The sequence below is a fragment of the Polyangiaceae bacterium genome (genome assembly GCA_020633205.1).
Classification (GTDB): Bacteria; Myxococcota_A; Polyangia; order Polyangiales; family Polyangiaceae; genus JAHBVY01.
On the sequence record JACKEB010000029.1, the window covers coordinates 1 to 26,227 of the forward strand.

Annotated in this window: 24 protein-coding genes and 1 pseudogene; 9 read left to right on the forward strand and 16 right to left on the reverse strand. The window is 64.2% G+C overall.

Annotated elements, in window-relative coordinates:
• From H6718_36370 to H6718_36400, 7 genes and pseudogenes are all read right to left on the reverse strand, one after another.
• The coding region (locus tag H6718_36370) for an FtsW/RodA/SpoVE family cell cycle protein (GenBank protein MCB9590938.1) at positions 1 to 741 on the reverse strand (741 nt) is incomplete at its 3' end.
• A gap of 39 nt (positions 742 to 780) precedes the next feature.
• On the reverse strand, positions 781 to 2,694 hold the full coding sequence (mrdA, locus tag H6718_36375) for a penicillin-binding protein 2 (GenBank protein MCB9590939.1): 1,914 nt from the start codon (positions 2,692 to 2,694) through the stop codon (positions 781 to 783).
• Complete coding sequence (gene mreD, locus H6718_36380; protein MCB9590940.1) at positions 2,691 to 3,242, reverse strand: rod shape-determining protein MreD; 552 nt, start codon at positions 3,240 to 3,242, stop codon at positions 2,691 to 2,693. Before mreD ends, mrdA begins: the two co-directional genes overlap by 4 nt.
• A gap of 3 nt (positions 3,243 to 3,245) precedes the next feature.
• Complete coding sequence (mreC, locus tag H6718_36385; protein ID MCB9590941.1) at positions 3,246 to 4,115, reverse strand: rod shape-determining protein MreC; 870 nt, start codon at positions 4,113 to 4,115, stop codon at positions 3,246 to 3,248.
• A gap of 111 nt (positions 4,116 to 4,226) precedes the next feature.
• Positions 4,227 to 5,261: a rod shape-determining protein gene (locus tag H6718_36390; GenBank protein MCB9590942.1), complete on the reverse strand. Its 1,035-nt coding sequence runs from the start codon at positions 5,259 to 5,261 to the stop codon at positions 4,227 to 4,229.
• 631 nt (positions 5,262 to 5,892) lie between these two features.
• Positions 5,893 to 6,477, reverse strand: coding sequence for an RNA-binding protein (locus H6718_36395; GenBank protein ID MCB9590943.1), 585 nt, complete (start codon positions 6,475 to 6,477; stop codon positions 5,893 to 5,895).
• Between the two features lie 96 nt (positions 6,478 to 6,573).
• Positions 6,574 to 6,882, reverse strand: a pseudogene (locus tag H6718_36400) (RNA-binding protein).
• 217 nt (positions 6,883 to 7,099) lie between these two features.
• On the opposite strand from H6718_36400, the gene H6718_36405 reads away from it, so the two are divergent.
• Positions 7,100 to 8,023 carry a diacylglycerol kinase family lipid kinase gene (locus tag H6718_36405; protein MCB9590944.1) on the forward strand — a complete coding sequence of 308 codons (924 nt, stop codon included), beginning with the start codon at positions 7,100 to 7,102 and terminating at the stop codon, positions 8,021 to 8,023.
• Between the two features lie 3 nt (positions 8,024 to 8,026).
• On the opposite strand, the gene H6718_36410 is transcribed toward H6718_36405, so the two are convergent.
• The 6 genes from H6718_36410 to H6718_36435 all read right to left on the reverse strand — a co-directional run bounded on the left by H6718_36410 (position 8,027) and on the right by H6718_36435 (position 13,232).
• A complete protein-coding gene (locus H6718_36410) occupies positions 8,027 to 8,896 on the reverse strand; it encodes a prolipoprotein diacylglyceryl transferase (protein MCB9590945.1) in 870 nt (289 codons plus the stop codon).
• A gap of 97 nt (positions 8,897 to 8,993) precedes the next feature.
• Positions 8,994 to 10,055, reverse strand: coding sequence for a hypothetical protein (locus H6718_36415; protein ID MCB9590946.1), 1,062 nt, complete (start codon positions 10,053 to 10,055; stop codon positions 8,994 to 8,996).
• The gene (locus H6718_36420) at positions 10,052 to 10,414 is read right to left on the reverse strand and encodes a hypothetical protein (GenBank protein ID MCB9590947.1); all 363 of its coding nucleotides are present in this window, start codon (positions 10,412 to 10,414) and stop codon (positions 10,052 to 10,054) included. Before H6718_36420 ends, H6718_36415 begins: the two co-directional genes overlap by 4 nt.
• A 56-nt stretch (positions 10,415 to 10,470) precedes the next feature.
• On the reverse strand, positions 10,471 to 11,232 hold the full coding sequence (locus tag H6718_36425; GenBank protein MCB9590948.1) for a hypothetical protein: 762 nt from the start codon (positions 11,230 to 11,232) through the stop codon (positions 10,471 to 10,473).
• Positions 11,211 to 12,515 carry an aminopeptidase P N-terminal domain-containing protein gene (locus tag H6718_36430; protein MCB9590949.1) on the reverse strand — a complete coding sequence of 435 codons (1,305 nt, stop codon included), beginning with the start codon at positions 12,513 to 12,515 and terminating at the stop codon, positions 11,211 to 11,213. The genes H6718_36425 and H6718_36430 overlap by 22 nt, the downstream gene beginning before the upstream one ends.
• Before the next feature lie 117 nt (positions 12,516 to 12,632).
• Positions 12,633 to 13,232, reverse strand: coding sequence for a hypothetical protein (locus tag H6718_36435; GenBank protein ID MCB9590950.1), 600 nt, complete (start codon positions 13,230 to 13,232; stop codon positions 12,633 to 12,635).
• 79 nt (positions 13,233 to 13,311) lie between these two features.
• On the opposite strand from H6718_36435, the gene H6718_36440 reads away from it, so the two are divergent.
• The 3 genes from H6718_36440 (at position 13,312) to H6718_36450 (ending at position 17,094) form a co-directional block, all read left to right on the forward strand.
• Positions 13,312 to 13,785: a hypothetical protein gene (locus H6718_36440; GenBank protein ID MCB9590951.1), complete on the forward strand. Its 474-nt coding sequence runs from the start codon at positions 13,312 to 13,314 to the stop codon at positions 13,783 to 13,785.
• Positions 13,782 to 14,231, forward strand: a complete 450-nt coding sequence (locus tag H6718_36445; protein MCB9590952.1) for a hypothetical protein — start codon at positions 13,782 to 13,784, stop codon at positions 14,229 to 14,231. Before H6718_36440 ends, H6718_36445 begins: the two co-directional genes overlap by 4 nt.
• A gap of 88 nt (positions 14,232 to 14,319) precedes the next feature.
• A complete protein-coding gene (locus H6718_36450) occupies positions 14,320 to 17,094 on the forward strand; it encodes a prolyl oligopeptidase family serine peptidase (GenBank protein ID MCB9590953.1) in 2,775 nt (924 codons plus the stop codon).
• A gap of 6 nt (positions 17,095 to 17,100) precedes the next feature.
• Here the strand turns inward: H6718_36450 and H6718_36455 are convergent, their stop codons facing one another.
• Positions 17,101 to 18,264 carry an rRNA pseudouridine synthase gene (locus H6718_36455; GenBank protein MCB9590954.1) on the reverse strand — a complete coding sequence of 388 codons (1,164 nt, stop codon included), beginning with the start codon at positions 18,262 to 18,264 and terminating at the stop codon, positions 17,101 to 17,103.
• Positions 18,265 to 18,380: 116 nt separating this feature from the next.
• Here H6718_36455 and H6718_36460 point away from each other — a divergent pair, with 116 nt between their 5' ends.
• Positions 18,381 to 18,734 carry a cupin domain-containing protein gene (locus H6718_36460; protein MCB9590955.1) on the forward strand — a complete coding sequence of 118 codons (354 nt, stop codon included), beginning with the start codon at positions 18,381 to 18,383 and terminating at the stop codon, positions 18,732 to 18,734.
• Positions 18,735 to 18,880: 146 nt separating this feature from the next.
• Here the strand turns inward: H6718_36460 and H6718_36465 are convergent, their stop codons facing one another.
• Positions 18,881 to 19,675, reverse strand: coding sequence for a hypothetical protein (locus H6718_36465; GenBank protein MCB9590956.1), 795 nt, complete (start codon positions 19,673 to 19,675; stop codon positions 18,881 to 18,883).
• The gene (locus H6718_36470; GenBank protein ID MCB9590957.1) at positions 19,672 to 20,463 is read right to left on the reverse strand and encodes a hypothetical protein; all 792 of its coding nucleotides are present in this window, start codon (positions 20,461 to 20,463) and stop codon (positions 19,672 to 19,674) included. The genes H6718_36465 and H6718_36470 overlap by 4 nt, the downstream gene beginning before the upstream one ends.
• Before the next feature lie 572 nt (positions 20,464 to 21,035).
• Between H6718_36470 and H6718_36475 the strand changes: the two genes are divergently transcribed.
• From H6718_36475 to H6718_36490, 4 genes are all read left to right on the forward strand, one after another.
• Positions 21,036 to 21,245 (forward strand): ribbon-helix-helix domain-containing protein, encoded by a 210-nt coding sequence (locus tag H6718_36475; GenBank protein MCB9590958.1) that lies wholly within the window; start codon positions 21,036 to 21,038, stop codon positions 21,243 to 21,245.
• Positions 21,246 to 21,687: 442 nt separating this feature from the next.
• Positions 21,688 to 23,487, forward strand: coding sequence for an elongation factor 4 (lepA, locus tag H6718_36480; GenBank protein MCB9590959.1), 1,800 nt, complete (start codon positions 21,688 to 21,690; stop codon positions 23,485 to 23,487).
• Between the two features lie 118 nt (positions 23,488 to 23,605).
• Positions 23,606 to 24,952: an insulinase family protein gene (locus H6718_36485; protein MCB9590960.1), complete on the forward strand. Its 1,347-nt coding sequence runs from the start codon at positions 23,606 to 23,608 to the stop codon at positions 24,950 to 24,952.
• Complete coding sequence (locus H6718_36490; protein MCB9590961.1) at positions 24,949 to 26,226, forward strand: insulinase family protein; 1,278 nt, start codon at positions 24,949 to 24,951, stop codon at positions 26,224 to 26,226. The genes H6718_36485 and H6718_36490 overlap by 4 nt, the downstream gene beginning before the upstream one ends.
• The last annotated feature ends 1 nt before the right edge of the window (position 26,227 follow it).

Below are 26,227 nucleotides of genomic sequence, written 5' to 3' on the forward strand. Positions count from 1 at the left end.
GCCCCCATTGCCGATTGCGGTCTTTGACTGGAACGCGTGCCAGCCCGTGCCGGTCTTGTCCTTCTCGGGGTCCAAGAACGCCGTCACACGACCCTTCTGGTAGTCGTGCATCAGGAAGTTCCAGGCGACCACGGCGAACCCCAGCACACCGAAGCCCATCACCGCGACGCTGCTGCGACGGATCTTCGTCATCGCGAGGATGGAGAACGCCGTGAGCACGTAGACGAGCGAGGTCCCGAGGTCGGGCTGCTTCATGACCAGGATGAACGGCACTGCCGTCAGCAGCCCGGGTAGCCAGAGATCGAATAGGCTTCTCGGCTCTGTCTTCGGATCGTCGTGCACCGCGCGCGCCAGAGCGAGCACCACGAGGATCTTCATGAACTCCGACGGCTGAAACGTGAACGATCCGATCTGAAACCAGCGGATGGAACCACGAATACCCGTTCCGAATACGAAGAGCAGAACCAGGGTGACGATGCCCCCGCCGTACAAGAAGTAGGCGAAGCGCTCGAAGTGCCGATAGTCGATTGCCGCGACCAAGATCGCGAGCAACACGCCAACCACCAGCCAGTAGACCTGGGAGACGTAGATGTCAGCGAGGGACTTCTTCGAGGAGACGTCGAGGTACACGCTCGTGGCGCTGTACAGGTTGACGACGCCAATCACCCCGATTGCAGCTGTAACCAAGAACAGCGGCCAGTCGAAGTGCTCACGGCCACTGACCCGATCAGTGCGCAGCATGGCCCTCCGAGTCTGAGCGGTGCTCAGCCAGCCATTGCCTCACGGAACACCTCGGTCCCGCTTCGCGGTCGAGCGCTCGCTCAGGCGCTTCTCTCGCAGCTTCTGCCAGTCTCGCACGACCTGCATCGCAACCGGCACCGCGGCCTTACCGCCAGCGCCGCCGTGCTCCACCAAGACCACGATCGCGATCTCTGGTGAGTGGGAAGGCGCGTAGCCAGCAAACCACGCGTGGTCACGGTTGAAGTACCAGACCTTGTGGGGATCCACGTCCTTCGGTGTGCGCCGACTGACCTGCGCCGTGCCGGTCTTGCCTGCCATGTCGACGCCCGGAATTGCCGCCTTGTGCGCGGTGCCTTCGCGTTCATTGACGACGCCCACCAGGCCCGATTTGACCAGCGACAGGTTCTCGGGATCGACCTCGACCAAGCGCCGCACGCGCGGCGGAAACTCCTGCACGATCGTGCCGTCGCTGGTCTCGATGCTGCGCACGACCTGGGGCTGGTAGAGGGTGCCCCCGTTGGCCAGTGCCGCGTAGCCCAACGTGAGTTGCAGCACACTCACCGTCGACGCGCCCTGCCCGATGGCGCTGAGCAGAGTAAAACCACCGCGGAACGCCCCACGATAACGCCGGGTGTACCAAGCGCGCGTCGGCATGCGCCCGCGCGCCTCGGGGTTGATGCCGATGCCGGTCTTCACACCGAAGCCGAAATCCATGCCCATCGCGCTCAAGCGATCGATGTGGATCCCCTCGCCCAGCGCGTAAAAGTACGTGTTGCAGGAGCGAACGATGGCCTCGTGGAGGCGCACGTTGCGGTGGATGCCCGTGCAGCGGAAGTAGCGACGGCCGTATTCGTAGCCGCCGCGGCAGTCCACGACGCTGCGCGGGGTGATGATGTGATCCGCTAGACCCGCCAGCGCCGCGAACGGCTTGAAGGTGGATCCCGGGGGATACGCCGCAGAGACGGTCTTGTCCAAGGTGGGCTTCAACGGGTCGGAGTAGAGCTTGCGGAATGCATCGCGCACTGCCTTCTTGCCGTTGGACCCACTGACGACGTTCGGGTCGTAGCTAGGCTTGGATAGTGCCGCGAGGATACGCCCCGTCCGCACATCGATCACAGCGACTGAGCCCGCGACTTGGCCGCGCATGGCCCGCTCGACGGACTGCATCAGCTCGATGTCGAGGGTGAGGGAGATGTCGCGACCCGGCACCGGATCCAAGCGCCGTGGCTCGTCCAGGTACTGGTCCTCCAGGTCCTCGCGGTTCTGTTTGGCGCGGCGCCCGCCGAGGACCTTCTTCCACCCACGCTGACCGATCAGGTAGCTCTCCCAGCGGCGCTCGACACCCACCGCGCCGAGGCGATCCCCAGCGCGGTAACCCCGGCCGTCGAGGCGAGCCAACGTGTCCGGATCCACTTCGCGCATGTAGCCGAGGATGTGCGCGGCGAGCTCACCGTAGGGGTAGTAGCGAACCGGGACTGGAGCGACTTCAACGCCGTTGAGATCGCGCTCGTGGGTTTCGAGCGCAGCCACCGCGTCGCGATCCACGTCGACCTTGAGGAGCGTCTGCTGATCGCGGCGAGAACCGTTGGCCAAGCTCAAGATGCGCTCGCGCATCTCCTTCTCTTCGCCCTCTTCGATCCCCATCAGCTCGACGACGCGCGGCCAGGTCTTCTCCATGTCGATGATGGAGGGCACGACGTACACGTTGTACGACGGTCGGTTCCCCGCGAGAACGTGGCCCTGGGAGTCGCGGATCACTCCGCGACTGGTCGCCAGCGTACGTTCACGAATGATGTTGCGGAGGGCCTGGGCGTGATGAAGGTCGTGCTCCACGAGCTGCAGCTGCACGAGGCGGCCGATCAGCACACCGAACGTGAGCAGCACCGCCAACACCATCCAGCTGTAGCGGCGGCGAAACTCACCGACATCCGAGCGCTGAACGAGGATCGTCACGGCGCCGCGCTCCCGGTCGCTCCGCCCGCAGCCCCACCATGGATGCGCTGCGCGAGCGCGAACACGAACGGTGCAAACAGCGCCGTCGCCAACGCGTGAGGCACCGCGATCCCGACGAGCTCCACTGGCCGATGGGCATCGGCGCCGAAGATCGCCAGCAGCATCAGCACGATGCCGGCTTCGATCAGCGCGAAGAAGAAGGCGAGAGACATCTGGGTGAGCTTCGTTTGGGCCGTAAGCCTGACCCCTGCGATGCGCGAAAGCCACCACACGGCCACCAGCACGAAAGCGAACAGACCGAGCGGGGCACCGGAGAACACGTCGATCAGGTACCCGAGCACGAAGGCGATCAACGCTCCACGGGGCATCGAGAGTTCGTGAACTCCGAGATAGATCACCAAAGGCAACACTAGGCTCGGTGTGCCGTTGATCTCACCCACGCCAAGCAGCGACGAAAGCAGGCTATTTAGCGGCCCGAACAGCCGATACAGGTTGCCCTGTATGAGCGTCAACAGGATCCCCATCCCGATCAGGCCAAACGTACGCATCGCTCACGGAGCCTTCGGCTTAGCGCCGTCAGCGGGAGAGCAACGCTCGGTGTCGCTGAGCACGATCAGCACTTCTTCGAGCCGTGAGTAGTCAACCGTCGGCTCCGCCTGGACCGTCTGGTAGATGCCGAAGTCACGCTTCTCGACCTTGGTCACGCGCGCAACGGGGATTCCCTTGGGGAAACGACAGCCAACACCGCTGGTCAGCAGCAGGTCGCCCACGTCCACTTCATCCGAGCGTTTCACGTACTCCACGCTCACCGCATAGCGATTGCGGTCGCCCACGCCTCGCACGAAGCCGCGTGCCCCGGTGCGTTCAACGACCACGTCGACGCCGAACCCGCTGTCTACAGTCAGGCGCACGTCAACGGAGTCTCCCGCGCCCCGTAGCACCGTACCCACGACGCCGTCGACGCTCACCACGGGCATGTTCTGCTGGACCTCAGTGCTTGGAGCATCCAGCGTCACGTGCGCCACGCGGAAATACTCAGTGGTGTCTTTGCCGATCACCAACGCACTGAGCGTTTCCTGGGGGATCTCGTCTCGCAATCCAAGCAGGCGCTTGAGCCGACGGTTCTCTGACCGTTGGTTCTCGAGCTGGCGCACCTCATCGCGCAGGCGAGCGTTTTCGAAGGCGAGCTTGTCGTTGTCGGATTTGACGTCTACGAGGTAGACATAGTCGCCCACGAGGCGCGAGACGCCACGCGCGATCGCAGCGGAGGCATACTGAATCGGCGTCGTGATGCGCACGATCGCGCGGTCGACGACGCTCATGTTCTCGGGCTTGCGGATGCGGGTGCGCAGCACGAAGAACGGCAGCGCGAGCAGCAGCACGACCAAGATGGTGTCGCGGTATCGCTTCCAAGAACCCATGGTTCAGCCTCGCCGCCCCGCCCCAGCAGGAACCTGGATAACGACGTTGCCACTCGAGCTAGCACCGCGCGACATTCGCTTCCCTCGACCAGCCAGCCCCTGAACGGAGCCTCAGCCGATGGTGACCTCTTTCAAGAGCTCGATGTGGTCGAGCGTCTTGCCAGAACCCAACACGACTGCGCTCACGGGGTCGTCGCTCACCATCACCGGAAGACCGGTCTCTTCGCGCAACAGCACATCGATGTTCTTAAGCAACGCGCCACCACCGGTGAGCACGACGCCCTTGTCGACGATGTCTGCCGCGAGCTCCGGAGGCGTGCGCTCGAGCGCGAGGAGGACCGCCTCGACGATGGCGTTGATCGGCTCGCTCATGGCCTCACGAACCTCGTCGCTGTTGACCAGGATGGTCTTGGGAATACCCGCAACCATGTCGCGGCCCTTGACCTCCATCGTGATCTGCTGCTCGAGCGAGTACGCGTTGCCGATGGTCATCTTGATGCGCTCGGCGGTTTGCTCGCCGATCGCCAAGTTGTACTTGCGCTTCATGTAGGCAACGATGGCCTCGTCCATCTTGTCGCCACCCACGCGCACGCTCTGGGAGTAGACGATGCCGGCGAGGGAAATCACCGCAACCTCTGTCGTCCCACCACCGATGTCGACGACCATGTTTCCGCTCGGCTCAGTGATGGGGAGCCCCGCGCCGATCGCTGCCGCCATGGGCTCTTCGATCAGGTACACCTCGCGCGCTCCAGCGCTCTCCGCGCTCTCCTTCACCGCGCGCTTCTCCACCTCGGTTATGCCGAACGGAACGCAGATGATGATGCGGGGCTTCACCAGCGTGCGCTGATTGTGCGCTCGGCTGATGAAGTAGCGCAGCATGGCTTCGGTGATCTCGAAGTCTGCAATCACGCCGTCGCGTAGCGGACGGATCGCCTGGATGTTGCCGGGTGTGCGGCCGAGCATCTCCTTGGCCTCGCGGCCGACCGCCAACACCTTCTTGCTGCCGCGCGCATCGCGTTGCACCGCCACGACGGACGGCTCGCACGAGACGATCCCTTTGCCCTTCACATAGATCAGGGTCGTCGCCGTACCGAGATCGATGGCGAGGTCATTCGAGAACAGGCCGTATAGCCAGTCGAAAATCATCGACGAGTCCAGAAGGTGCGCCACCGTGAGGTGGGGCGAGAAAGGCCACCAGGGGTGGTGGCCGTGCGAGCCAGAGCATTCCTCTCCAAGGGAGAGCGAATGAGAAACGAGACGTTAGACACACGCCCAGGGGCGTGAAGGTGCTTTGGGTGCGCCAGGTCGGCGCGAGTTCTAAGTGCCGTAAGGGGTTCGGCTCAGGCTGAGAGAAGTTGGATTGAAGTGTGCGCTCGGCCACGCCGCAAATCGGGCTTCCCCGGCCAGGGAGCGGCGTACCTAGCACGCACTTTGGGGAGCGTGCAATCAGGCGTCCTGCCAGCAACGCTCACCCCGTCATGAGCCATGCACCGTGACTAGTAGAACCCTGATTTTTCACCCCCGGCTGGTGACCACGCCTGAAGCTTGCCTCCCCTCAGCGGCCCTCAGAATTGGCCATTGATTCTTGGAGCTTAGCCTACGTTCCTTAGCCGTTGCTAGAGCTTCCAGTGGTGGCGTGAAAGCGCAGCCACAGCGCTAGCTAGGCAGCGCAAGTCATTGAAATCGCGCGCCTCTCCAACGGCCTCATACCCCTCGCGAGCCCCAAGGCCTGAGAATCGGCGCTGTGGATGCGGCTTGGTCCGATGGCGCTGGGCGGCTAGTCGTCGTCCCAGCTGTCGCGGTCCCAACGGCTCGGGTTGTCCCGGCCGTCTTGGTCGCCTCGAGCGCCGCGCTTCGGTCGCTTCTTTTCTTTCGCCTTCTTCTCGCGTTCTTTCCGACGACGATCTTCGCCTCCGCCACGGAAACTCTCGAAGCGATCGGCGGGCGGTGCTCCACCGTCGGAGGGCTCCTCAAAGCGCGGGCCTGGTGGAGGACCGAAGTCCCCACCACCGCCGCCACCGCCGCCACCGCCACCGCCGCCGCGGTACTCGACCGGCGGTCGGTCCCCACCGCGGTCAGGTCGGTCACCTCCACCCGGGCCCGCCGGACGTGGTGGACGGTCGCCACGCGGATGCGCGATCGACATGTGAAGCTTCCGGCCTCGAAGCGCGGCATCCCGCATCAGCACGACCGCCTGCTCCGCCGCCTCGGTGGTGTCCATGGTCACGAATCCAAAGCCACGCCCCCGGCCTTCCGGTGTGGTTGGCAAATGGATGCGCGCAACGTTGCCCGCGTTGCCTTCGCTGAACACCCCCTCCAGCTCTTCACGAGTCGCGTCATAGGGCAGGTTGCTGACGTACAGAGTCTTGTCGTTATTGCGATCGGGGGGAGGCCCACCGCGTCCGCCTTCGGGGCGGTCCCGACGCGGGGGACGGTCACCACGGTCACCACGGTCACCACGGTCGTGCCGCTCCCCGCCCGCACCGCCGCCACCACCTTGCCGCGGCTCCGAGTGGAACTCGCGCACGGAAATCGTGCGACCCGCTTGGCTCGAGCGATCGAGTGAACGCCGCGCGGCTTCCGCCTCCGCTGCGCTGCTCATGGTTACGAATGCGAAGCCTCGAGGACGCCCGGTGTTGCGGTCTCGCGGCAAACTGATGTCAACGACGCTGCCTCCGGTTGCTTCGAATAGCTGTCGGAGCACGTCTTCGCTGATGACATCGGGCAAGCCCCCGACGAAGAGCTTGCGACCGTCGTCAGTTTCCATGGGTAGTAACTTCTTCCCCTCGTAGTGGCAGTCCGCCGGTCGGCTGTGGAGAGAGATTACGATACCGGGCGCTGACAAGCCGTCAAGGTGGCGCAAACTCGCCATCGTGCGATTCAGCGGGGCATCAGCTGTTCGCCTTGGCGGTCGTAGGAATGCCCCAACGCCACCACGGAGGGTGCAAAGCACGGCCCAGCCATGCTCAGATGAGCGCCAGGCCATGAGCACCCACGTCATCGTCAATCCCAAAGCCGGCAGCGGTCGCGCCGCCGCGAAACTCCCGGAAATCCGCCGCGCACTCAAGGACGCTGGGGTCGAGTTCGAAATCCGCGAGACGCAGGGTCCCGGCCACGCGACGGAGCTGCTCAACGATGCGAGGCGCGCCGGGGTGGAAACCGTCGCGGTCGTGGGTGGCGATGGCACGCTGAACGAAGTGAGCCAAGGCTACCTCGATCTTCAAGGTCAGCCGCTCCCCGGTCCTCGCCTTTCGTTGATCCCCGCGGGAACAGGCGGTGATTTCCGTAAGAGCTTCGGCTTCGACGAATCCATCGAAGACGCAGCGCGGCGCCTGCAGCGGGGCAAGACCCAACGCATCGATCTGGGTGTCTTGCACTGTCAGGATGGCGGTGAGGAGGTGACACGCGCCTTCCTCAACATCATGAGCTTCGGTATTGGCGGCCTAACGGACCGGTTGGTCAACTCGGGCCCCAAGTGGCTCGGTGGCAAGGCGGCTTTCTTCCTCGGGACGTTCCGCGCTTTGCTCAGCTACCGCAACACCGCCGTGGAGGTGAGTGTCGATGGGGAGCCGTGGCTAGTCGGCCCGATCCTCAATGTTGCCGTTGCCAACGGTCAATACTTCGGCGGCGGCATGCACATCGCGCCCCAGGCCGACCCGAGTGACGGCGTGTTCGACATCGTGGCCCTCGGCGACATCAGCGCCACACGCAGCCTGGCGATGACCCCGAAGGTCTACAAGGGGACCCACGTGGGTGAACACCAGGTGCTCAGCTGCCGCGGCCGACGCATCGAAGCCAAGCCGCTCGACACGGGCGACGAGGTGTTGATCGACAACGACGGGGAGACGCCAGGCAAACTGCCGATCCGCGTGGAACTTGCGGCGGGCGCCCTTCAGCTCATCGTGTAGGACTCAAGCGCGCGCTCGGCGCTTCGTTGGCAGGTTCCTAAGCTCCCGTGGAGGCTTGGGCGGGTCCTCAGGCTCGCGGTCCTTGAACTTGAAGGCGACCCAGGCCCCGGCTCCAAACAACACGATCGCGAGCCATTGCGCAGGAGTCAGCCCACCGTAGCGGTTATCGCTGATGGCCAGGTCGCGCGCCCGCAAGAAGTCGAGAAAGAAGCGCACAGGCGCGTAGAGCAGCGCGAACCGGCTCAAGTAGAAGCCCCACGGGTGCGGCTTGCGTCGCCAGTAGAGGAACGCCGCGGCGAGCGGGATGGTCAGGACCATCTCGATCAGCCCCAAGTCAAGACGACCGCCGCCGGGGTACTGCACCGCGTACCATGCATTGGACAAGAGCCCTGGGTGGTCGTGAGCGACCGAACACCCCATGCGCCCGAACGTCCACCCGATGGGGAATGAGCTACACACGATGTCTCCGTACGGCAACATCGGTTTCTTGTATCGCCACTGCCAGGCGAAGGCGCCGATGACGGCGCCCATGAACCCGCCAAAGCTCGAGAGCCCATTCCACACGGCAAAGAGCTGGAACGGGTTTTCGGCGACGCGCTCCGGATAGTAAAAGAGCGTGTCGAAGAAGTGCCCCCCAAAAAAGCCAACTGCGAGCACCCAGAACGAGAAGGACATGAACGCACGCTCGCCAAAGCCCAGCTTGCGCGCCTGACGTACCGCCAGATACGTTCCCAGAGCCACGCCAGTCGCCACCAAGGTGCCAAACGGCTTGATGGACAAATCCGCCGGAGGAAAGCCGTGCCCGATGGCGTCGCGACTCAGCAGCGTGATGTCCGATGGCTGAACGAAGGGGATCTGCGGGTCGAAGGTCATGAAGGGCTCAGGAAGTAGCTCACGGTTTCGTCTGCGCGCAGGCTATAGCCCCCACAGGGAGCCTCCCGCAACCGTGCGTGCCGCCGTAACCAAGACCTCAGGGCTGGAATTCCGGAGGCGCGTCCTTCGGACGCGGCGTAGGTGCCTTCGGTTTGACGGTTTCCGGCTTCGGTGCAGGCTCTAGCCTCGCCCAAATCGGCTCGAAGATGATCTGATCCTCTTCACCCGGCTCGACGGCAGCAATCACCCGCACTTTCCTTCCCTGGCACTGGCGGTTGACGACGACCGGACTGACCGCCACCTGAGAGCACTGCTGCATCGGGAAAGCGTGCTCGAGCATCTGTTCGGTCAACTGAACGGCGCGCGCAATGGCCTCGGCGTGAGCCAGCGGATCGTTCGGACGCACGGCACTCAAGCTGAGGGCTTCGCTCAGGCGATCGAAAAGGTCGGGTCCAGTGATCCACGCTCGCTGCACGCGGCCTCGTTTGAGCTGCAAGCGCACGTCAAAGATCGCGCGCCGAGCTCGCAGCTTGCCGCCGGCGGGGATGGCGTAGGGCAACGAGACCAATTTGGCACATGCGTCACCACGACACTTGGCGGGGGGAGAGTCCACCCGCCAGTGGCGGATGAACTCCGCGTGGAGCTCGCTCGTCGGGGCGTCGTAGGTATCGATCGCCGCGAGCTCTCGCACCCAGGTCGCGTACTCGGCGACCAACGCATCCCGCAGGCGCTCTGCACCGGCGAGCTTGGCCTCGAGGTCTTGGGCTTCTTGAGTCAGCTCACGGGAGTGCTGCAAGGCGAAGCCGCGCACCATTTCGAGCTCCGCTAGCTTCTCGCGTGCCGCATTGGCGTGAGGTCCATCTGGCAGCCGCTCCAGGTAGGCCCGGAGCCCGGAGCTGCGCGTCTTCAGGCGCGCATAGTAGCTTGGCTCCATCTTGGCGAACCACGCACGCAGCTCGTCAGCGTAGTTACCCTGCGGATATACCTTGAGGTAGTCCGATGCGGCCTGGAGCCGCTCACCAACCTCCGGGGCGCTCTTCGCGACGCGATAGCGCTCGAACTCGTCGGGGCTTGCGCTGACTTGCTGCCAGACGCCGCCGCAGCCAGGGGCGGCCAGCAGCGCTGCCAGCAGCGCCGCTTGGGGCAAGCTGCGCCTCACCGCTCCCTCGAAGGACAGAAGTTGCACTCGCCCGGCACGCTCGGCGCTGCGTCATCAACATAGCCAGCGTAGTCATCGCAGCTCGCGTGACGTAGCGCTCTCAGGCAGACCTCTCCGTCGTGAACCAGGGGCACGCAACCGTCGGGAAACGACGAGGATCGAGTATCAGGCGCGGCGCAGGCGTCGCGACATGTTTGGGTATCGTATCCGCACTCTTGGCACGCCTGGCAGAACAGCAGGTCCTTACTGGCAAAGAAGATCGGCGCATCGAGCTCGGTCGGCTCCTGCCCGCAGCCCCCCACGTCGCCTGGCGTAGGCGCGAGCAAAAAAGGTGCGAGCATGAGGCCGATAGCAACCATTCCCCACGGAACTGGTCCGCGCCTCACTGCGCGCTCGAACCGCCTCGCTTGACCTGTCACTGCAGCACCTCATAGGCGACGCGCACACCGAGCTGAGCGGAGACGATGGGTATCACCGTAATACTCACCTCCTGCGTCGCAGCGCCATAAAACTGAGAGTAGATCAGCTCCAGGCTCGCTTGCACACCACCGGTGATGGCGAAGAGACCACCCAAGCCAGCCTCCACGCCCACGTTCAAATCCGGCTCGAGCACCACGGGAAAACCGAGCCGCGCGTAAGCCGACCAACGCGACGAGAAGTGGCGATGCAGGAGGTAGCTCGGCGTCAGCACCTCTTGTGGGATCCCCTCCAGCGCGAAGGCGAGATCGACCTGGGCACCGTGTTGCCACCCGAGCGCGCGGCCAATCAGTAGCCCAACAGCCAAGTCACCATAAACGGCCGAACGGGAGAGACTCTCAGGAGAGTCCCCGAGGGGCTCCGGCAAGCGGTAAGGGTTGTTCAAGCGAATGCCGTCACCAACGGCGAACCCTGCATACGTATGCAAGAACAAGCCGCGCTCCGCGAGCAGCTCGAAGCGCTCGCCGGTATCGCGCACGGCTGGGTCAGGCGCATTGGGCGATGCCCCGGCCTCCGGGGCAGGCTGGGAAACGGTGGGACTGTCGCGCTCGACCGGGGCAGGCTCTTCAGCGGCGCTCGCCCGGCTGGACGACAGCAGCGACAGCGCGGCGCATGACAGCGCACCTAACCCAATCCCCCTCCCGCTCCGGCGCTTGGCACCCAAAGCGGCGGCGATGCTCACGTGAGCTCGCCGCGACACGCGGCTTCGACCTCGTCAACCGTCTTTGGGATGCCTGCACTGAGCACGCGCTGACCTTTGTCCGTGACGAGCACGTCGTCCTCGATTCGCACGCCGATGCCGCGGTACTCCTCGGGGACATCTGCATCCGCGGGGATATACATACCAGGTTCAACCGTGATCACACTCCCCGCTTGCAGGGGACGCGGCTTGCCGTTCTCGAAGTACGGGCCCACGTCATGCACGTCCATGCCGAGGTAGTGGCTGGTCTTGTGCATGTAGTACTTGCGGTAGCGCAGGTCCTTGATGGCGTCGCTCACCGGGCCCTCGATGAAGCCGAGCTCCACCATGCCGCGCGCCAGCACTTCGACGCTCGCCTTGTGCACGTCGTCGAGGGTCGCTCCCGGGCGAGTCGCGCGGATACTGGCGAACTGGGCCTCGAGCACCAGCTCGTAGATCTTGCGTTGCGCCGGAGTAAAGGTGCCGCTCACGGGGAAGGTGCGCGTGATGTCGCTCGCGTAGTAGCCGTACTCGCAGCCAGCGTCGATCAACAGCAGATCGCCCTCCTGCATCTGGCGATCGTTCTTGCGGTAGTGCAGCACCGTGGCGTTGGGACCGGAGCCGACGATCGAGCCATACGCGGGCCGCTCCGAACCACGCCGCCGGAAGACGCCGTTCAGCACCGACTCCACCTCGTACTCGAACTTGCCGGGTTCAGCCGCAGCCATCGCGGCGACGTGAGCCTCCCGAGTGATGTCGAGGGCCTTGGTCATCAGCGTTAGTTCTTCACCGGACTTGAGGAGCCGCATCTTGTGCAGCACCTTGCTCGGATCGATGAGCTCCACCGGATAACGCACGCCGAGCTTCGCCCGCGCTTTCACGCTCGCAATGGCCGCGAACATGACACGGTCGAACGCCGGGTCACGACCGAAGGCGTAGTATACCCGCTCGGTCTCGAGCAGCTTCGGCAGCTCGGCCTCGAGCGTGCTGATCTCATAGGCTTGATCAGCGCCAAAATCCGCCTTGGCACCGTCAACGCCCGCGCGCGGTCCGTCCCACACCTCGCGCTCGGGGTCCCGTTTCCGCACGAAAAGGTGGTACGGCTGCTCGCGCTCACTGCTCAGCACCAGCACGCTCTCCTGCTCGTCGAAGCCCGACAAGTAGAAGAAATCAGAGTCTTGACGGTACTCGTGCTCGACGTCGTTGTTGCGGATGGCAACTGGCGCAGACGGCAACACCAACACTCCGGGGCTGATGGCTTCGAGGACGCGCCGACGGCGCTCGCGATACGTGCTCTGATTCATGATGAGTGACTCTTGAGGCAAGCAGCTCGCGGCGGGAAGGCCGTGAGCCATCGAGTGTGCTGGGGGTGCGAGTGGGGAGATTGTCTCGCCTACTCGAGCGGCGCGGGTCAAGCAGGCCTAGCGACGCTTGAGGATCTGATACGCATAGCGCCCACCGCCCCGAGTCTCCAGCCTCAAAGCCAAAACCCCAGGGGCGCTCAGACAGAGCGCAGAAGCGCCCGGGGCAATCAGGGCTTGCCCGCGGCGACTCATCAGGCGCGCGGCGCTGCCCTCCCCGATGTGAGCTGCAGCACTACTCCAGCTCAGCTTCGCGTCGACGCCGCGCTCCGCCGCAAACACCACGCGAAAGCACTCCCCCGTCTTGCCCTCGAGCTGCTTCGTCTGTTCGCCGGGCGCGACCCCTTCCACGCGCTCATCGAAGACGCGCATTCCGGTGGACGGACCGCACATCAGCCCCAGCTGCAGCACGTCACGCTTTGGGTCACCGAGTGGCGCGTACCCGGTACGACAGCGCTCCCAGGGATTCTGCGCGTCGACTGGATCGCCAATCGGCGGCGGCAGCGCTGAAGCCAGCGAGGGCGTGGAAGGCGGGCTTGGGGTTTGGGGGGGAGGCGCGCTAGGTGCCAATCGGGCGTCCTCCCCCGCATCCACCGCAGCGCGCTCCTCCCGTGAGCAAGCGCACAGCAACAGCCAAGTGATGCACCCGAGCCACCGCACCCGTCACGCATTAGCAGGCGAATGCACCAACCGGCTTTAGGCATTTGACTGACGCGATGCGGCAGGGTAGTCGGAGCCGGTGACCAGCGAGCCTCCGGAGTCGGGCGAAGAGGAAGTCAGTGAGCGCGAGCGTGAGCGTGAGCGCGAACGGCGTCGCCTCGAGCGCATCGTGCCGGAGATCATCAAACGCGTCATCGAGACGGGCTACGAGAAGGTCAGCGAAGGCTACGAGCGCATCAGCGACGGTAACGTACGTCAACTGGTCAGCGAGCTACGTCTGCCAAAAGAAGCGCTGAACCTCATCCTCGCGCAGATTGACGAGACCAAGAACGGTCTCTATCGCGTCACCGCCAGGGAGATCCGCGACTTCCTCGAGCACACGAACATCTCCGACGAGATCGCCAAAGTGCTCACGACATTGTCGTTCGAGATCAAAACAGAGGTGCGCTTTATCCCAAACGACGCTAAATCGGGCGCCCCTAAGCCCGATGTGAAGGCGAGCATGCGCGTCAAGCGCGACGCCACCAACGAAGAGGACGAAGACGAGTCGTGAAAGCGTTGACAGCCGGCAGCGAAATCGATGCCTGGTGTACGAAGTGCAAGATGGACCTAGGGCATCGCATCGTCGCCCTGGTCGAAGGAGTCCCGAAGCGCGTCGTTTGCCAGACGTGTGACTCCACCCACAACTACCGCGCACCGAAGAGCGCCGGAAAGACCGCGGTCAAGCGCGCGTCGAAGGCGTCCGACGGTCCCAAGCCGAAGCGTGAAACCGCCGCTGGTAAGGCGGAGGCAGAGCGTATCAAGGACTGGGAACAGAAGGTCGCAGGTGCCGCGGAGACGGCGTTCCGCCGCTACGCCATCGACATGACCTTCGTTGAGGGCGAGCTAGTCCTTCACCGCAAGTTCGGCGAAGGTTACGTCGTCGAGGTCGATGACGAGGGCAAGGTCTACATCATGTTCCGCGACCAGCTGCGAACGCTGGTCCACGGTCGAACGTAGTCACGGGCGGCTGCCACGCGTCGGCGTCGCTGTGCGCGACGCCGCCCTGTGGCTGCCTCAACGTTGGCTGACTCGACGCTCGCTTGGTGTGGCTGCGCTTTGCGTAGCGCTGATTGGGGGCTACTCCAGATCAGCCAGCGCGGAGGTGCGCCTGTGCCCCGCGGCAGACGGCTCGCTTGGGGCTTGGCTGCTCGCGGGTCCAGTCCCCGCAGGGAGCGCCAAGCGGCTCGACCCGAAATCGTTTTTCCCCAAGGAAACTGGGGAACTCAGCAAAGGTCAGAGCGCGCGCTGGCGAACGGTCGCGTACGACGACACCCTCGACATCGCCAAGTCAATCCCAGGCAAGGGCAACTTCGCCGCCCTCGGGGGCTGGCTCTCCGTCGAAGAGGCTAGCGATGCCTACTTGCTGCTGGGTGTCGATGGCGGTGTGAGTGTGTGGCTCGATGGTGAGCGGATCCACGAGCGCTCCCGACCCGCGCTGCGGGCCGGGGCTTTCGTCCCCATCCCCATGCACCTCGATCCCGGACGCCATCGCTTGGTGCTCTGGCTCGAGAGTTCACTTCCGCACTGGGGCTTTTGGGCTCGCGTCGTCGCGCAGGCAGATGGGCTACCCCCCGTTGGACTGAGGTTCGCCTTACCCGACACCGACGAGAACGACAGCGCGAACCTCGGCAGGCAACTGCTCAGGCTGAGCCTGGACGCAAACCTCCGTGACGCTGGCTACGGCCCGACGCTCCGCTTGGATTTTCCCCGCGGTTTTCCCGAAGACCTCCTGCGCGGGAGCGCAGCAGCACCGCAGGTCCAGCTGACCCAATCCACTTCCGACGGGAAGAGCGCGTCGACACAGCTGTCCGTTGGGCAACCCAGCTGCGGGACTCGAGGGATCCGTGACTACCGCGTCCAGCTACCCCCGCCTGCCTCGGGCAGCGCGGGGAACTTACAAGTCGATCTCAAGCTGCCCTTCACCGCCAAGAAACTTGAGCTAAAGCTAGACCCCGCCCTACCCCAAGCCGTGGGCGCTGCGCTGGAGCAGGCGCGACGCCTCAGCGCCGGGCCAAGATCGGGAGACTCTCCCGATGCATCGACCCCGAAGCTCGTCGATCGTGACGTGATTGCGGCGAGCTTGCGCCGTGCCGCGCTGACCCTGCAGCGTCAGATCGCCGCCGGAGACACGCGCGGGACCGCTCAAGCAAAGCGCGATCTGGAGAGCTTGCTAGATGACCTCGGTGACGGCGTGGATCCCCTGGAAACCGAGGGCCTGCACTCTCTAGCGCTGCACTCCGAGCTCGACGGCAGTGACCAACCCTTCGCGTTGCAGTTGCCGAGTGGATACGCGAAACGCAAAGACAAGGCCCGCTATCCGCTCGTGCTCTTGCTCCACGGCTACAACGGGACGCCGGAGAGCGTGATGCGCGCCTTCCTGGACTCCACGGGGGACAGACCGCGCGTACCGGGCATCGTGCTAGCTCCATATTCGCACGGAAACGCGTTCTATCGCGACGCAGGTGAAGCCGCCACGCTCGAGGCGCTCAAGTGGGCCCTCGAGACCCTGCCGGTTGACCCGGACCGCGTCAGCGTAACCGGGGTGAGCATGGGTGGAACCGGCACCGGCTATATGGCGGTGCGCTACCCAGAGCTGTTCAGCGCTGCCTCTCCGTTGTGTGGCTACCACAGCTACTTCATCCGGCGGGACACCTCGAAGCGCCCGATCCGGCCCTGGGAGAACGCGCGCATGCACCATTGGTCTCCGGCCAGCTGGGCCGAGAACCTGCAACAAGTCCCAATGTTCGTTGCGCAGGGCACGAAGGATTTTCCCCACGACAATTCAAAGGTGCTGATCCAGCGCCTCAGGGATCTGAACTACGACGTGATCGAGGAGTGGCCGGAGACCGGGCACTCCGTGTGGACGGAGGTCTGGGACGGCGCCGACGGCTGGCCATGGCTGAGCAACAAGCGCCGAGTCGAAGCGCCAGCTCGGGTGCGTTTCGTGAGCGATCAACTGCGCTACGCAAAGCACTACTGGCTCGAGCTCAGCGAGCTCGAAACTCCGGGCAAGCTCGCTGAGGTCCAGGCGCAGGTGAAAGGCGGCAAGGTCGAGCTCGAAGCGACTGGTGTCAAAGCGCTGCGCTTCGTCCCTCCGCTGCCGAAGGGACTGCAGGGCTCAAAGCTCAAAGCGCGCATAGCCGAGCAGGAGCTCGAACTCGACCCCCAGAAGCAGGAGTTGCGGCGCGGCGCGGAAGGTTGGGCGGTGACTCCCAACACCCCCACCCCGGCAGGGCACAAGCGCGCTGGTGTCGAAGGTCCAATCCGCGATGTGTTCATGTCGCCAGTCACGTTCGTCTACGGCACGCGGCGTCAGGCGACATCTCGCGCGACCCTGGAGGTTGCCAACGCGTGGGCCAACGGTCGAGGCAGCGCGGACCTCGCTTACCCAGTCGTCGCCGATCGCGACCTTCCAACCGCGGCGCTCAGGAGCACCAATCTCTTCTTGATCGGAGGCGCGCGAGACAACCTGGTTAGCGCCCGCCTAGCAGGCGACTTAAAAAGCCGCACGGAAACACACAAGCTCTTCCTTGGCGACCTGGAGTTCGAAGGCGGAGACGTTGGGTGCCTGTACGTTGAACCTCACCCCCTAAACCCCGAACGCTACTTGCTGGTGTTGGATGCCGTGTCGGCCCAGGGATACTTGCTGACGAACGCGCTGCCCGCGCTGCTCCCGGATTTCATCGTGTATGACACGAGCGTGGCCCCGGCCGCGGGGCAGCAGGTGCTGGGAGATGCACGCGTGCTCGCCGGAGGCTTCTTTGACTGGGACTGGAGCCTACCGAAGGCCACTCAAGACCCCGAGGCCCAGAAGAAGTAGGCCCAGTCAGCGCTTGGAGCCGCGCTTAGCCGGCTTGGCCGCGCCACTGCGACCGCCGCCTGTACTGCGACCGCCGCCTGCACTGCGACCGCCGCCTGCACTGCGACTGCCAGCGGCACTGCGACTGCCAGCGGCACTGCGACTGCCAGCGGCACTGCGCTTGCCTGCGTTGCGCTCGTTCGCTGCTTGACCAGCGGGTGCGCGGCGTGCCCCGGCTCCGCGACGTGGCCGCGCCTCCTCCGCTGCCCAGCTGTCGTCTGCGCCACGACGGGTAGTACGCCCCGCGGCTTCGCTGCGCGTCCGCGGGCGACCGCGTTGCTCTTCAGCGGCTTCCCCTCGCGTTGCCGTGCGGGAACGTGGCTTGCTCGTGGCTGCCCCGCGCCTGGGCCCGATTTGCGGCTTCCTCGTGGGCTTGCCCTGAGGCAGCTCCTGAGGGCCCACACGACGCGGTACTCCGTACTGGCGCTTGAGGTCTTTCAACTCGCTCACGTTCAGCAGGCGCCACTCACCAGGCCGCAGGTCCTCCGCGGTGATCCCCGCGAAGGACATACGCGCGAGGCGCATCACGGGGAAGCCGGTCGCCTCTCCCAAGCGGTGAATTTGGCGATTCTTGCCCTCCTTGAGCACGATCTCCAGCCAAGTCTTGCCGTTGTCCCAGCGCAAGCGCTTCACCTCTGCCGGCCGCGTGCGCTTGCCGTCGATTTCAATCGGACGCCGCCAGCGCTCGAGGTCGAAGTCGTTGACCTCACCCTGCACCTTGGCCACATAGACTTTCTTTGTGGATTTTTTAGGGTGCAGGAGCGCGTTCGCAAACTCGCCATCGTTGGTCATCAACAGCACGCCGCTGGTGTGGTAGTCGAGGCGACCAACCGGAACGACCCGCGCTCCGATACGGCGGACGAACTCCGCGATGGTCTGCCGCCCCTCGGGATCACGCATCGTGCTGACCACGTCACGCGGCTTGTGAATCACGATGTATACGGGCTTCTCTGGCACCAGACGCTGGCCGTCTACCTCGACCTTTTGAGCACGGGGGTCGGCCTTGAAGCCCAACTCCTGCACGACCTGTCCATCAACGCGCACTCGCCCGGCGAGGATGAGTTCCTCCGCCCGACGGCGAGAAGCGAGTCCCGCCTGGGCGATCAGCTTCTGGAGTCGTTCTTCTGCCATGACCCCGAGTGACTAGCGATTCCTCGGCCTCGGCGCCAGTTGGGAAAAGCGCGCCGAGGTCGTGGGGCGACTGCCTCGCCTTCCCCCGTGGAGGCCTCGTGCTATACAGGCGCCCTATGCGCCGTGTAGAAAAACCCTGGGGACACGAGCTGATCTGGGCTCACACCGATCGCTACGTGGCCAAGGTCCTCTTCATCAAGGCCGGTCACAAGCTCAGCCGACAGTACCACAAGGTCAAGGACGAGACCCTGCTGGTGGAGACGGGGGCGATGGACCTCGAAGTCGGAGAACCCCCAAACATCGAGGTGCGCCGAATGAATCCGGGAGATGTGTTCCACGTCACCCCCGGCACCATTCACCGTATGGCGGCAGTCGAGGACACGCGCGTCTTCGAGGTCTCGACGCCAGAACTCGACGATGTCGTGCGCCTCGAGGACAGCTACGGCCGCGAAGGCACTAGCGCTCCCTGACGGGGCAATGCGCCCGTGCTTCTAGGCGGCACTCAAGCTCCCTGACGGCATCAACGCCCTCTGACGACGGACGTTGACCCTTCAGAAAGGTGGGCGAGACCCCAAACGCCGCGTTTGTTAGCGCCGAACCGGGCAGCGGCTCGAGTTCAGCGGTTCCGTGCGCTAACGCGCGCGTCGGTGACCCCAGCGTCAGCAGCTTCGGCCTCTTTGGCCTTCTTCTCCGCCTCGGCCTTCTCCTCTTCCTCGCGCTCTGCCTTTTCGGCGGCGAGGCGAGCGACTTCGTCCCGATCCCAGCGGTCGACGTGTCCGTCGTGATCCAGATCGACGCCCATGCGCTCGAGTACGCCTTGGTTGTAGATCTCCCAGACGTTGGGCTTACCGTCGAAGTTGGTGTCACGCTGAACCCGGCTCAGGTCACCCCGCACATAGAACTTGAACTCATCGGGCTGCCCGTCGCCGTTGCGGTCGACCTCGACCTTGGCCATGCGCCCGCGCGCGAAGGTGATCCAGGTGTCGATTCGCCCGTCGTAGTCTGAGTCAGCTTGTTCCCGTAGGGAATCGCCCTTCTCGTCATACGTGCGCACGACATCCTTCATCCCGTCCAGGTTGGTGTCGATCTCTCGGCACAACAGCACCCTGCGTCGGTCCTCACCTTCCCCCACGATCGCAAACACGCGCCGCACGTTGGGAACAAGCGCGCCGGGCCCCGTGGACTCGATCACTTCTCGATCGGTGCGGCCCTTGAAGTCGCAACGGGACTGGTCTTCTGCGTTGGCATTGGCGTTGGCGGCCGTGCCCGACTTCGTCGGCATCTGCGGACCCGCCTCGTTTCCGCCACCACAGGCGGCAACGGCACCGCTCGCCAGCGCGACGGCAGCCAGCGCAATTAGCCAATCACGAGGAGCGCCGCGGCGCTGTAGGAGGAAGCTACGACCACTCACTGGGACTTCTCCTCGCTGGGCGGCGGCGCCTCGCCTTCGCCTTCCTTCTTTTCCATCTCGACCGGCACGTCACCTTGGCCTGACTGCTCGAACTTGGGGCCAGTCTTGCCTGGCGCCGAGCGCTCCGGCGGCACGTAACCGCTTCCCGGCTGGGCGCACACATCAACGGTGGCGCCGGGGTCAGGACGGCCATCCCCATCGACATCCGAGTGGATCAAGGGGCACTCCGGCTTGTCTGGAGTGGGGTACTCCCACCACTGATCGATCACTGCGTCCCCGTCGGAGTCACGCTCCGTGCGCACCAACTTTCCCGCCTCGAAGAAGTGCCACGTATCGAGCTTTCCTCCGAGCGTGGTGGCTCGCTGTTGCTCCTTTAGCAAGCCTCCTTGGTAAGTGGAGATCTCATCCACGCGACCGTCACGGTCGTAGTCGCTCTCACGTCGACGAACCTGCCCTGAGCCGTCGCGATAGACCCACGCGTCGATCTTGCCGTCGAAGTTCAGATCCACGGCTCGACACACCTCCGTCGCTCCGCTGCGAACGATGGTGATATCGGGTCGCCCGTCCCCGTTGACGTCGGTCTTCTGACCTTTGTCGAGGTCGCAGTCCTCGTGAACGATCGCGGTATCGCGCCGTTGAACTCCGTCTCCGTCTGGGCTCGACGCGCTGGAGACGGACGCACTGCAGGCAGCTACGCCGCCCAGCATCAACCCGAGTCCAAGCGTTTGCACCAAGCGCAGGCGCCACCAGGAGCTCAGCCCCTGCGAACACACAACGATTCCCCTCACTTATCCCTCGGTCCAGTAAGTGTTGATGGCATCAAGCTCATGAAGCAGTTAGCACGCCGCGCAAGGTTCTGCCGGTGTCAGTGCGGCATCGTAGGCGGGCCCCCGTAGCGTGGCAAGAGTCGCTCCAGACGCGAGCGGCTTCATCTCGTGAGCGCCCCTGCTTCGCAGCCGTTTGCAACTCACCAACCAGCTTGGCTTGGGCAAGCCATGGCCTGGATGGACCTCGCATACGGGGTTGGGGGTGAGTGCGGCTCCGTCCCACCGCCAACTCGCCACACGGCGGCGCGGCACTCACCTCCATTGGCGTGGTCTTCTGTGTCGGAAATTCGGCCCACCGTCCGGCGGATGCCGCCCTACCCGTGCGCGCAGAGACTGAACGGACGCGACGTTCTTAGCCCACTCGGCCCCTCAGCCCAACGCGCTAACCCATTGAATTAACAGCGTTTTGCCAATTGCAGCGGCAAACGTGGTGGATTGACAATACACGTATGGGAATCTAATGTAACTGCAGTCGCCGCACACTCCGTCTGACCGCGTCCGCCCCGCGCTCAGCGCCTCGCCGGGAACCACCCATGTCACGTAAGAAGATTTCGACGACGGTCTACATCACGCCGGAGCAGAACGACAAACTGCGCTTGCTACACGACCGCACGAAGGTTCCGGTCGCTGTCTACATTCGCGAGGGCATCGATCTGGTGTTGAAGCACTACGAGCACGCGTTGCCCGGACAGATGACACTCGCTGACCCAGCGCCTCCTGCACCGGCGCCAAGCAAGAAGTGACCCTCCAAGCGAGCACTCGTGCAGCCAAACAGCGCGTCCGGTTCACGCGCGGCTAGTGAAACGAATCCACGTGATTCGCCGAACAAGAGCAACATCGCTGTTCCTCATCTCAAACAGGGCACCAAGAGGCAGAAGTCGCTCGGGCGGCTCACGACTTCTGCAGCGTACGGCGGAGACAGGACACAAAGACCGCAGTCGACCGCAGAGCCATCGTCGCGTTCAGAAGTGCGATGAAAGCGACCGCGGAAGTGCTTTCCCGTTTTGCCGTTCACTCGTTCGGCGCTAGGGAGGCGAATCCTTCCTCGCGTTTGGTCCTCGCATCTGCGCGAAGGCTTCAGGCTGGCGCCGCGTCTCGCCCTCACAGGACGCAGCACTCGATGCGCTGAGCGTGCGATTGCAGCGGGCTCAGCCGCTCGCGCCCTACCTAAGACCGACTCCCGTCATGTCGAACACCAGTCACATCCGCAACTTCTCCATCATTGCTCACGTCGATCACGGCAAGTCCACGCTCGCAGATCGCATCCTGGACGTGACCGGTGCGTTGTCCGCTCGCGAGAAGAAGGAACAGTTCCTAGACAAGCTGGAACTCGAGCGTGAGCGTGGCATCACGATCAAGGCTCAAAACGTTCGCCTTCCCTTCAAAGCAAAGGATGGCCGTACCTACCAGCTTCAGCTGATCGACACGCCTGGGCACGTCGACTTCAGCTACGAAGTCAGTCGCAGCTTGGCGGCGTGCGAGGGCGCTCTGCTCGTCGTGGACGCAACCCAAGGCGTGCAGGCGCAGACCGTAGCAAACGTCTACCTCGCGCTAGAAAACGACCTCGAGCTTATCCCGGTGCTCAACAAGATCGATCTGCCGTCGAGCGACGTCGACGGCACCGCCGAGCAGATCGAGGAAGTGATTGGCCTCGACTGCAGCGGCGCGATGATGGTGAGCGGCAAGACCGGCGTGGGGGTGCCCGAGCTGCTTGAGACGATCATCGACCGCATCCCCCCGCCGAAAGGCGACTCGGACGCGCCTCTCCAGGCACTCATCTTCGACAGCTGGTACGACGCCTATCGCGGCGCCGTTGTGATGGTGCGCGTCGTCAATGGAATGCTGAAGAAGGGCGAGAAGGTGCGAATGCTCGCAACGGGCCGCACGTACGAGGTGACCGAGATCGGCTGCTTCTCCCCTCACCCCACTTCGTTGAAGGAGCTCGGTCCGGGTGAAGTCGGGTTCCTCGCAGGCAACATGAAGAGCGTCGAGGACTGCAAAATCGGCGACACGATCACGACGGCCATCAACGGCTCAACCACCCCGCTCGCAGGCTTCAAAGAAGTGAAGCCGATGGTATTCGCTGGCGTGTACCCGACGGACTCCGCTGACTACGAAGACCTGCGAGATGCGCTCGGCAAGCTCCACCTGAATGACTCGTCGTTCGTGTTCGAACCCGATACTTCGGACGCCCTCGGCTTCGGCTTCCGTTGCGGCTTTCTTGGTCTCTTGCACATGGAGATCATCCAGGAGCGCCTGGAGCGCGAATACGACTTGGACCTGATCACCACTGCCCCCTCCGTGGTCTACAACGCGCAGGTGAAGGGCGAGATGGTACGCGTGGACAACCCATCGAAGATGCCTCCCGTTGGTGAGATCGAGAGCATCGAAGAACCGATCATGAAGGTCGTTGTGCACGTGCCTGCGGAGTACGTTGGCGCCGTCGTTGCGCTGTGTGAGGAACGCCGCGGGATCCAGCAGAACATCCACTTCGCCACCCAGGACCACGTCGTCGTGACTTACGAGCTGCCCTTGTCCGAAGTCATCCTCGACTTCCACGACAAGCTAAAGAGCGCCTCTCGCGGCTATGCGAGCATGGACTACGAGCTCACCGGCTACCGCGCAGACGACCTGGTGAAGCTGGACATCCTGGTCAACGGCGAACCAGTGGATGCGCTGAGCGTGATCGTTCACCGTGCCTTTTCCCAGCACCGTGGTCGTGCACTGGCTGCCAAGATGAAAGAGCTGGTGCCGCGTCAGCAGTACGACGTGGCCATTCAGGCGGCGATCGGGGCAAAAATCATCGCGCGGACCAACGTGCGCGCGCTGCGCAAGGACGTCACCGCCAAGTGCTACGGCGGCGATATCTCGCGAAAGCGCAAGCTGTTGGAGAAGCAGAAGGCAGGCAAGCGCCGGATGAAGCAGTTCGGCAAGGTCGATGTGCCTCAGGAGGCCTTCCTGGCGATCCTGAAGCTCGACTCCTGAAGCAGCGTTGAGGGCGTGTTTCGGCTTCCCGTCGAATCCTCTCGCCTCGTAGAGTCGAGTTCTTGCGTCCGCTCGCGTGCAGCACGCGCCACGACGCCACCGAGCACCCGGAGACAGCATGGATCGAGACGCGCTAGACGCACTCAACGCGACCCTTAATGGCCAGCAGGTGACCTACCTCGGCGCAGCTCACTTCGGCCCAAAGCTGAACATCGAGCGCTTCCGCCTGGCCAATGGGCTCGACGTCTTGCTGTGTGAGGACCACAGCGCTCCAGTCGTCGCCTACCACACTTGGTTCCGTGTGGGTTCGCGCCACGAGCGGGAAGGCAAGACAGGCCTGGCTCACTTGTTCGAGCACCTGATGTTCAACGAGACGGAGAACTTGCCGAAGGGCGAGTTCGATCGCCGGCTGGAAGAGGCGGGGGCGGACACGAACGCATCTACCTGGCTCGACTGGACCCACTACAACATCGCAGTGCCGAGCGATCAGCTACCTCTGGTGATTCGCCTCGAAGCCGAGCGCATGGGCGCGCTGGTGCTGAAGGAACCTCAAGTCGAAAGCGAAAAAGAAGTCGTCGCCAACGAACGTCGCTACCGCGTCGACGACGACGTGGAGGGTGCGATCAACGAGGTGCTCTGGGCCACCGCATACACGAAGCACCCGTATCACCACCCGACCATCGGCTGGATGGCGGACATCGAGGGCTTCACCACCGAAGACTGTCGCGCCTTCTACGAGGCGTACTACGCCCCCAACAACGCCTGCGTCGTCGTGGTTGGTGACGTAGCGCCAACAGAGCTGTTGAAGCAGATGGTCGATGCCTACGCCGGACTCGCGCCGTTCGAGCTCCCCGTGGAAGACAGCTGGCCGGAGCCCGCACAGACGTCGGAGCGAAGGGTCGAACTGACGCAGCCGACGTCGACGCAAAAAGTGGCGGTCGCCTATCACGCGCCGGCCTTGGGAGACTACGATCACCCTGCGCTCGCGGTGCTGAACGAAGTCCTCTCCGGTGGACGGGCTAGCCGCCTCTACAACCGACTGATCACCGAGATGGAGCTAGCGAGCGAGGTCCGCACGTTTCTCGGTCCGTTCCGCGATCCAGGCCTGATCGAGGTGTACGCCTCGGGTCGAGACAGTGTCCGCGCGGAACAGCTTCTGGAGGTCATCGATGAGGAACTCGAGAAGCTGTCTCGAGAGCCGGTTCCCACCGCCGAGCTGGAGCGCGCTTGCGCGCGTATGGAACTCGGGCTCCTGGGTGGGCTCGAGAACGTGGACGGCCGCGCCAGCACCATCGGTTTTTATGAGACGGTTCTCGGTAGACCAGGAGCTGCCTTCGAGCGCCTGGAAGCGATGCAGCGAGTGACACCCAGCGATCTGCTCCGCGCAGCTCGGCGCTACTTGCGCCCAGAGCAGCGCTCCGTGGTCCTGGTCAGGCCGAGCCGCGATGGTCAGGAGGCTGCGTGATCCCGGTCCTCCTCGAGTCCGACACGGCTCTGCCCTTGGTTCACTGCTCCCTCGCTCTCCGGATCGGCTCGGTAGTGGATCCGCCGGGAAAAGAAGGCCTGACCCGCCTGCTGTTCCGTTTGATGCGGCGGACCGGCGGAGGCGCCACGCCACGCGCCTTGGATGAGCGCATCGATCGCCTCGGGGCCGCGATTTGGGTCGACGTCGGGCAAAGCACCTCAGGTGTGCACGGCACTACCATCTCACGAAACCTGGATGCATTCCTCGACGTGCTGGCAGACGTGGTGTTGAAGCCGGGCCTGGACGCCGAGGAGTTCGAGCGCTTGAAGCGTGAAGCGCTGAGCGAACTGGTGGAGGTGCTCGACAGCGACCGCAGCCTCGCGCGGCGCTGGTTTGCTCGCCGCCTTTTCGCGGGCCACCCCTACGCGCGACCTACTGGCGGAACCAAGGCGACACTGGCGGCCATCGAGCTCAAGGACCTGGAGCAGCGCTACCGGGAGCTGTTCTGCCCGGAGAACCTCGTGCTCGCAGTGGCCGGCGACATCGACGAGGCGCGGGCCAACGCCTTCGCGGAGCGCCTGACCGCGGCATTGCCCCGCGGACACGTGCTCGATGACCCAACGCCCGAACCCACACAGCGCCCCGGACGTCACCTGGTGTTCGTTGACAAGCCAGAGCGCAGCCAAACTCAGATCCTGATCGGCTGCCTCGGTAGTCACCCCCACGATCCGGATCACATCCCGCTCCACGTCGCGAACACCGTCTTTGGGGGCACCTTTACGTCGCGCCTCACCCAAGAAGTCCGCGGCAAACGTGGGTGGTCCTACGGCGCATACGCCAGCCTACCGGTGGACCGTCGACGCCGCAGCTTCAGCATGTGGACGTTCCCCAAGGCGGAGGACGCTGTCGCATGTGTCCAGCTGGAGCTGGAGCTGTTCGAAGCCTGGGTTTCCGGGGGGATCACCCAGGAGGAGCTCGATTGGGTCAAAGCGTACCTTGTGCGCTCCCACGCATTCGCCGTGGACAGCGCCTCGAAGCGCGTAGGGCAGCTGCTGGACATGGAACTCTACGGGCTGCCAGGCGGCTACCACACTGAGTACACCAAGCGCGTCGCCGGGGTGACGCTCGAGCAAGCGAACCAGAGCCTGCGCCGCCTCACCCCAAAAGATCTATTGATCAGCGTGGTGGGAAGCCAAGAGCCGATCTACGCAGCGTTGCAGGCGGGGATCCCTCACCTCGAGTCCAGCGAGGTGATCCCCTTCGACACCGACTGAG

Coding starts and splice junctions, on each gene's coding strand:
- mreD (MCB9590940.1), bottom strand. CDS start 3,242: ATGCGTACGTTTGGCCTGATCGGGATGGGGATCCTGTTGACGCTCATA.
- mreC (MCB9590941.1), bottom strand. CDS start 4,115: ATGGGTTCTTGGAAGCGATACCGCGACACCATCTTGGTCGTGCTGCTG.
- H6718_36390 (MCB9590942.1), bottom strand. CDS start 5,261: ATGATTTTCGACTGGCTATACGGCCTGTTCTCGAATGACCTCGCCATC.
- H6718_36405 (MCB9590944.1), top strand. CDS start 7,100: ATGAGCACCCACGTCATCGTCAATCCCAAAGCCGGCAGCGGTCGCGCC.
- H6718_36410 (MCB9590945.1), bottom strand. CDS start 8,896: ATGACCTTCGACCCGCAGATCCCCTTCGTTCAGCCATCGGACATCACG.
- H6718_36420 (MCB9590947.1), bottom strand. CDS start 10,414: ATGGTTGCTATCGGCCTCATGCTCGCACCTTTTTTGCTCGCGCCTACG.
- H6718_36430 (MCB9590949.1), bottom strand. CDS start 12,515: ATGAATCAGAGCACGTATCGCGAGCGCCGTCGGCGCGTCCTCGAAGCC.
- H6718_36455 (MCB9590954.1), bottom strand. CDS start 18,264: ATGGCAGAAGAACGACTCCAGAAGCTGATCGCCCAGGCGGGACTCGCT.
- H6718_36460 (MCB9590955.1), top strand. CDS start 18,381: ATGCGCCGTGTAGAAAAACCCTGGGGACACGAGCTGATCTGGGCTCAC.
- H6718_36475 (MCB9590958.1), top strand. CDS start 21,036: ATGTCACGTAAGAAGATTTCGACGACGGTCTACATCACGCCGGAGCAG.
- lepA (MCB9590959.1), top strand. CDS start 21,688: ATGTCGAACACCAGTCACATCCGCAACTTCTCCATCATTGCTCACGTC.
- H6718_36485 (MCB9590960.1), top strand. CDS start 23,606: ATGGATCGAGACGCGCTAGACGCACTCAACGCGACCCTTAATGGCCAG.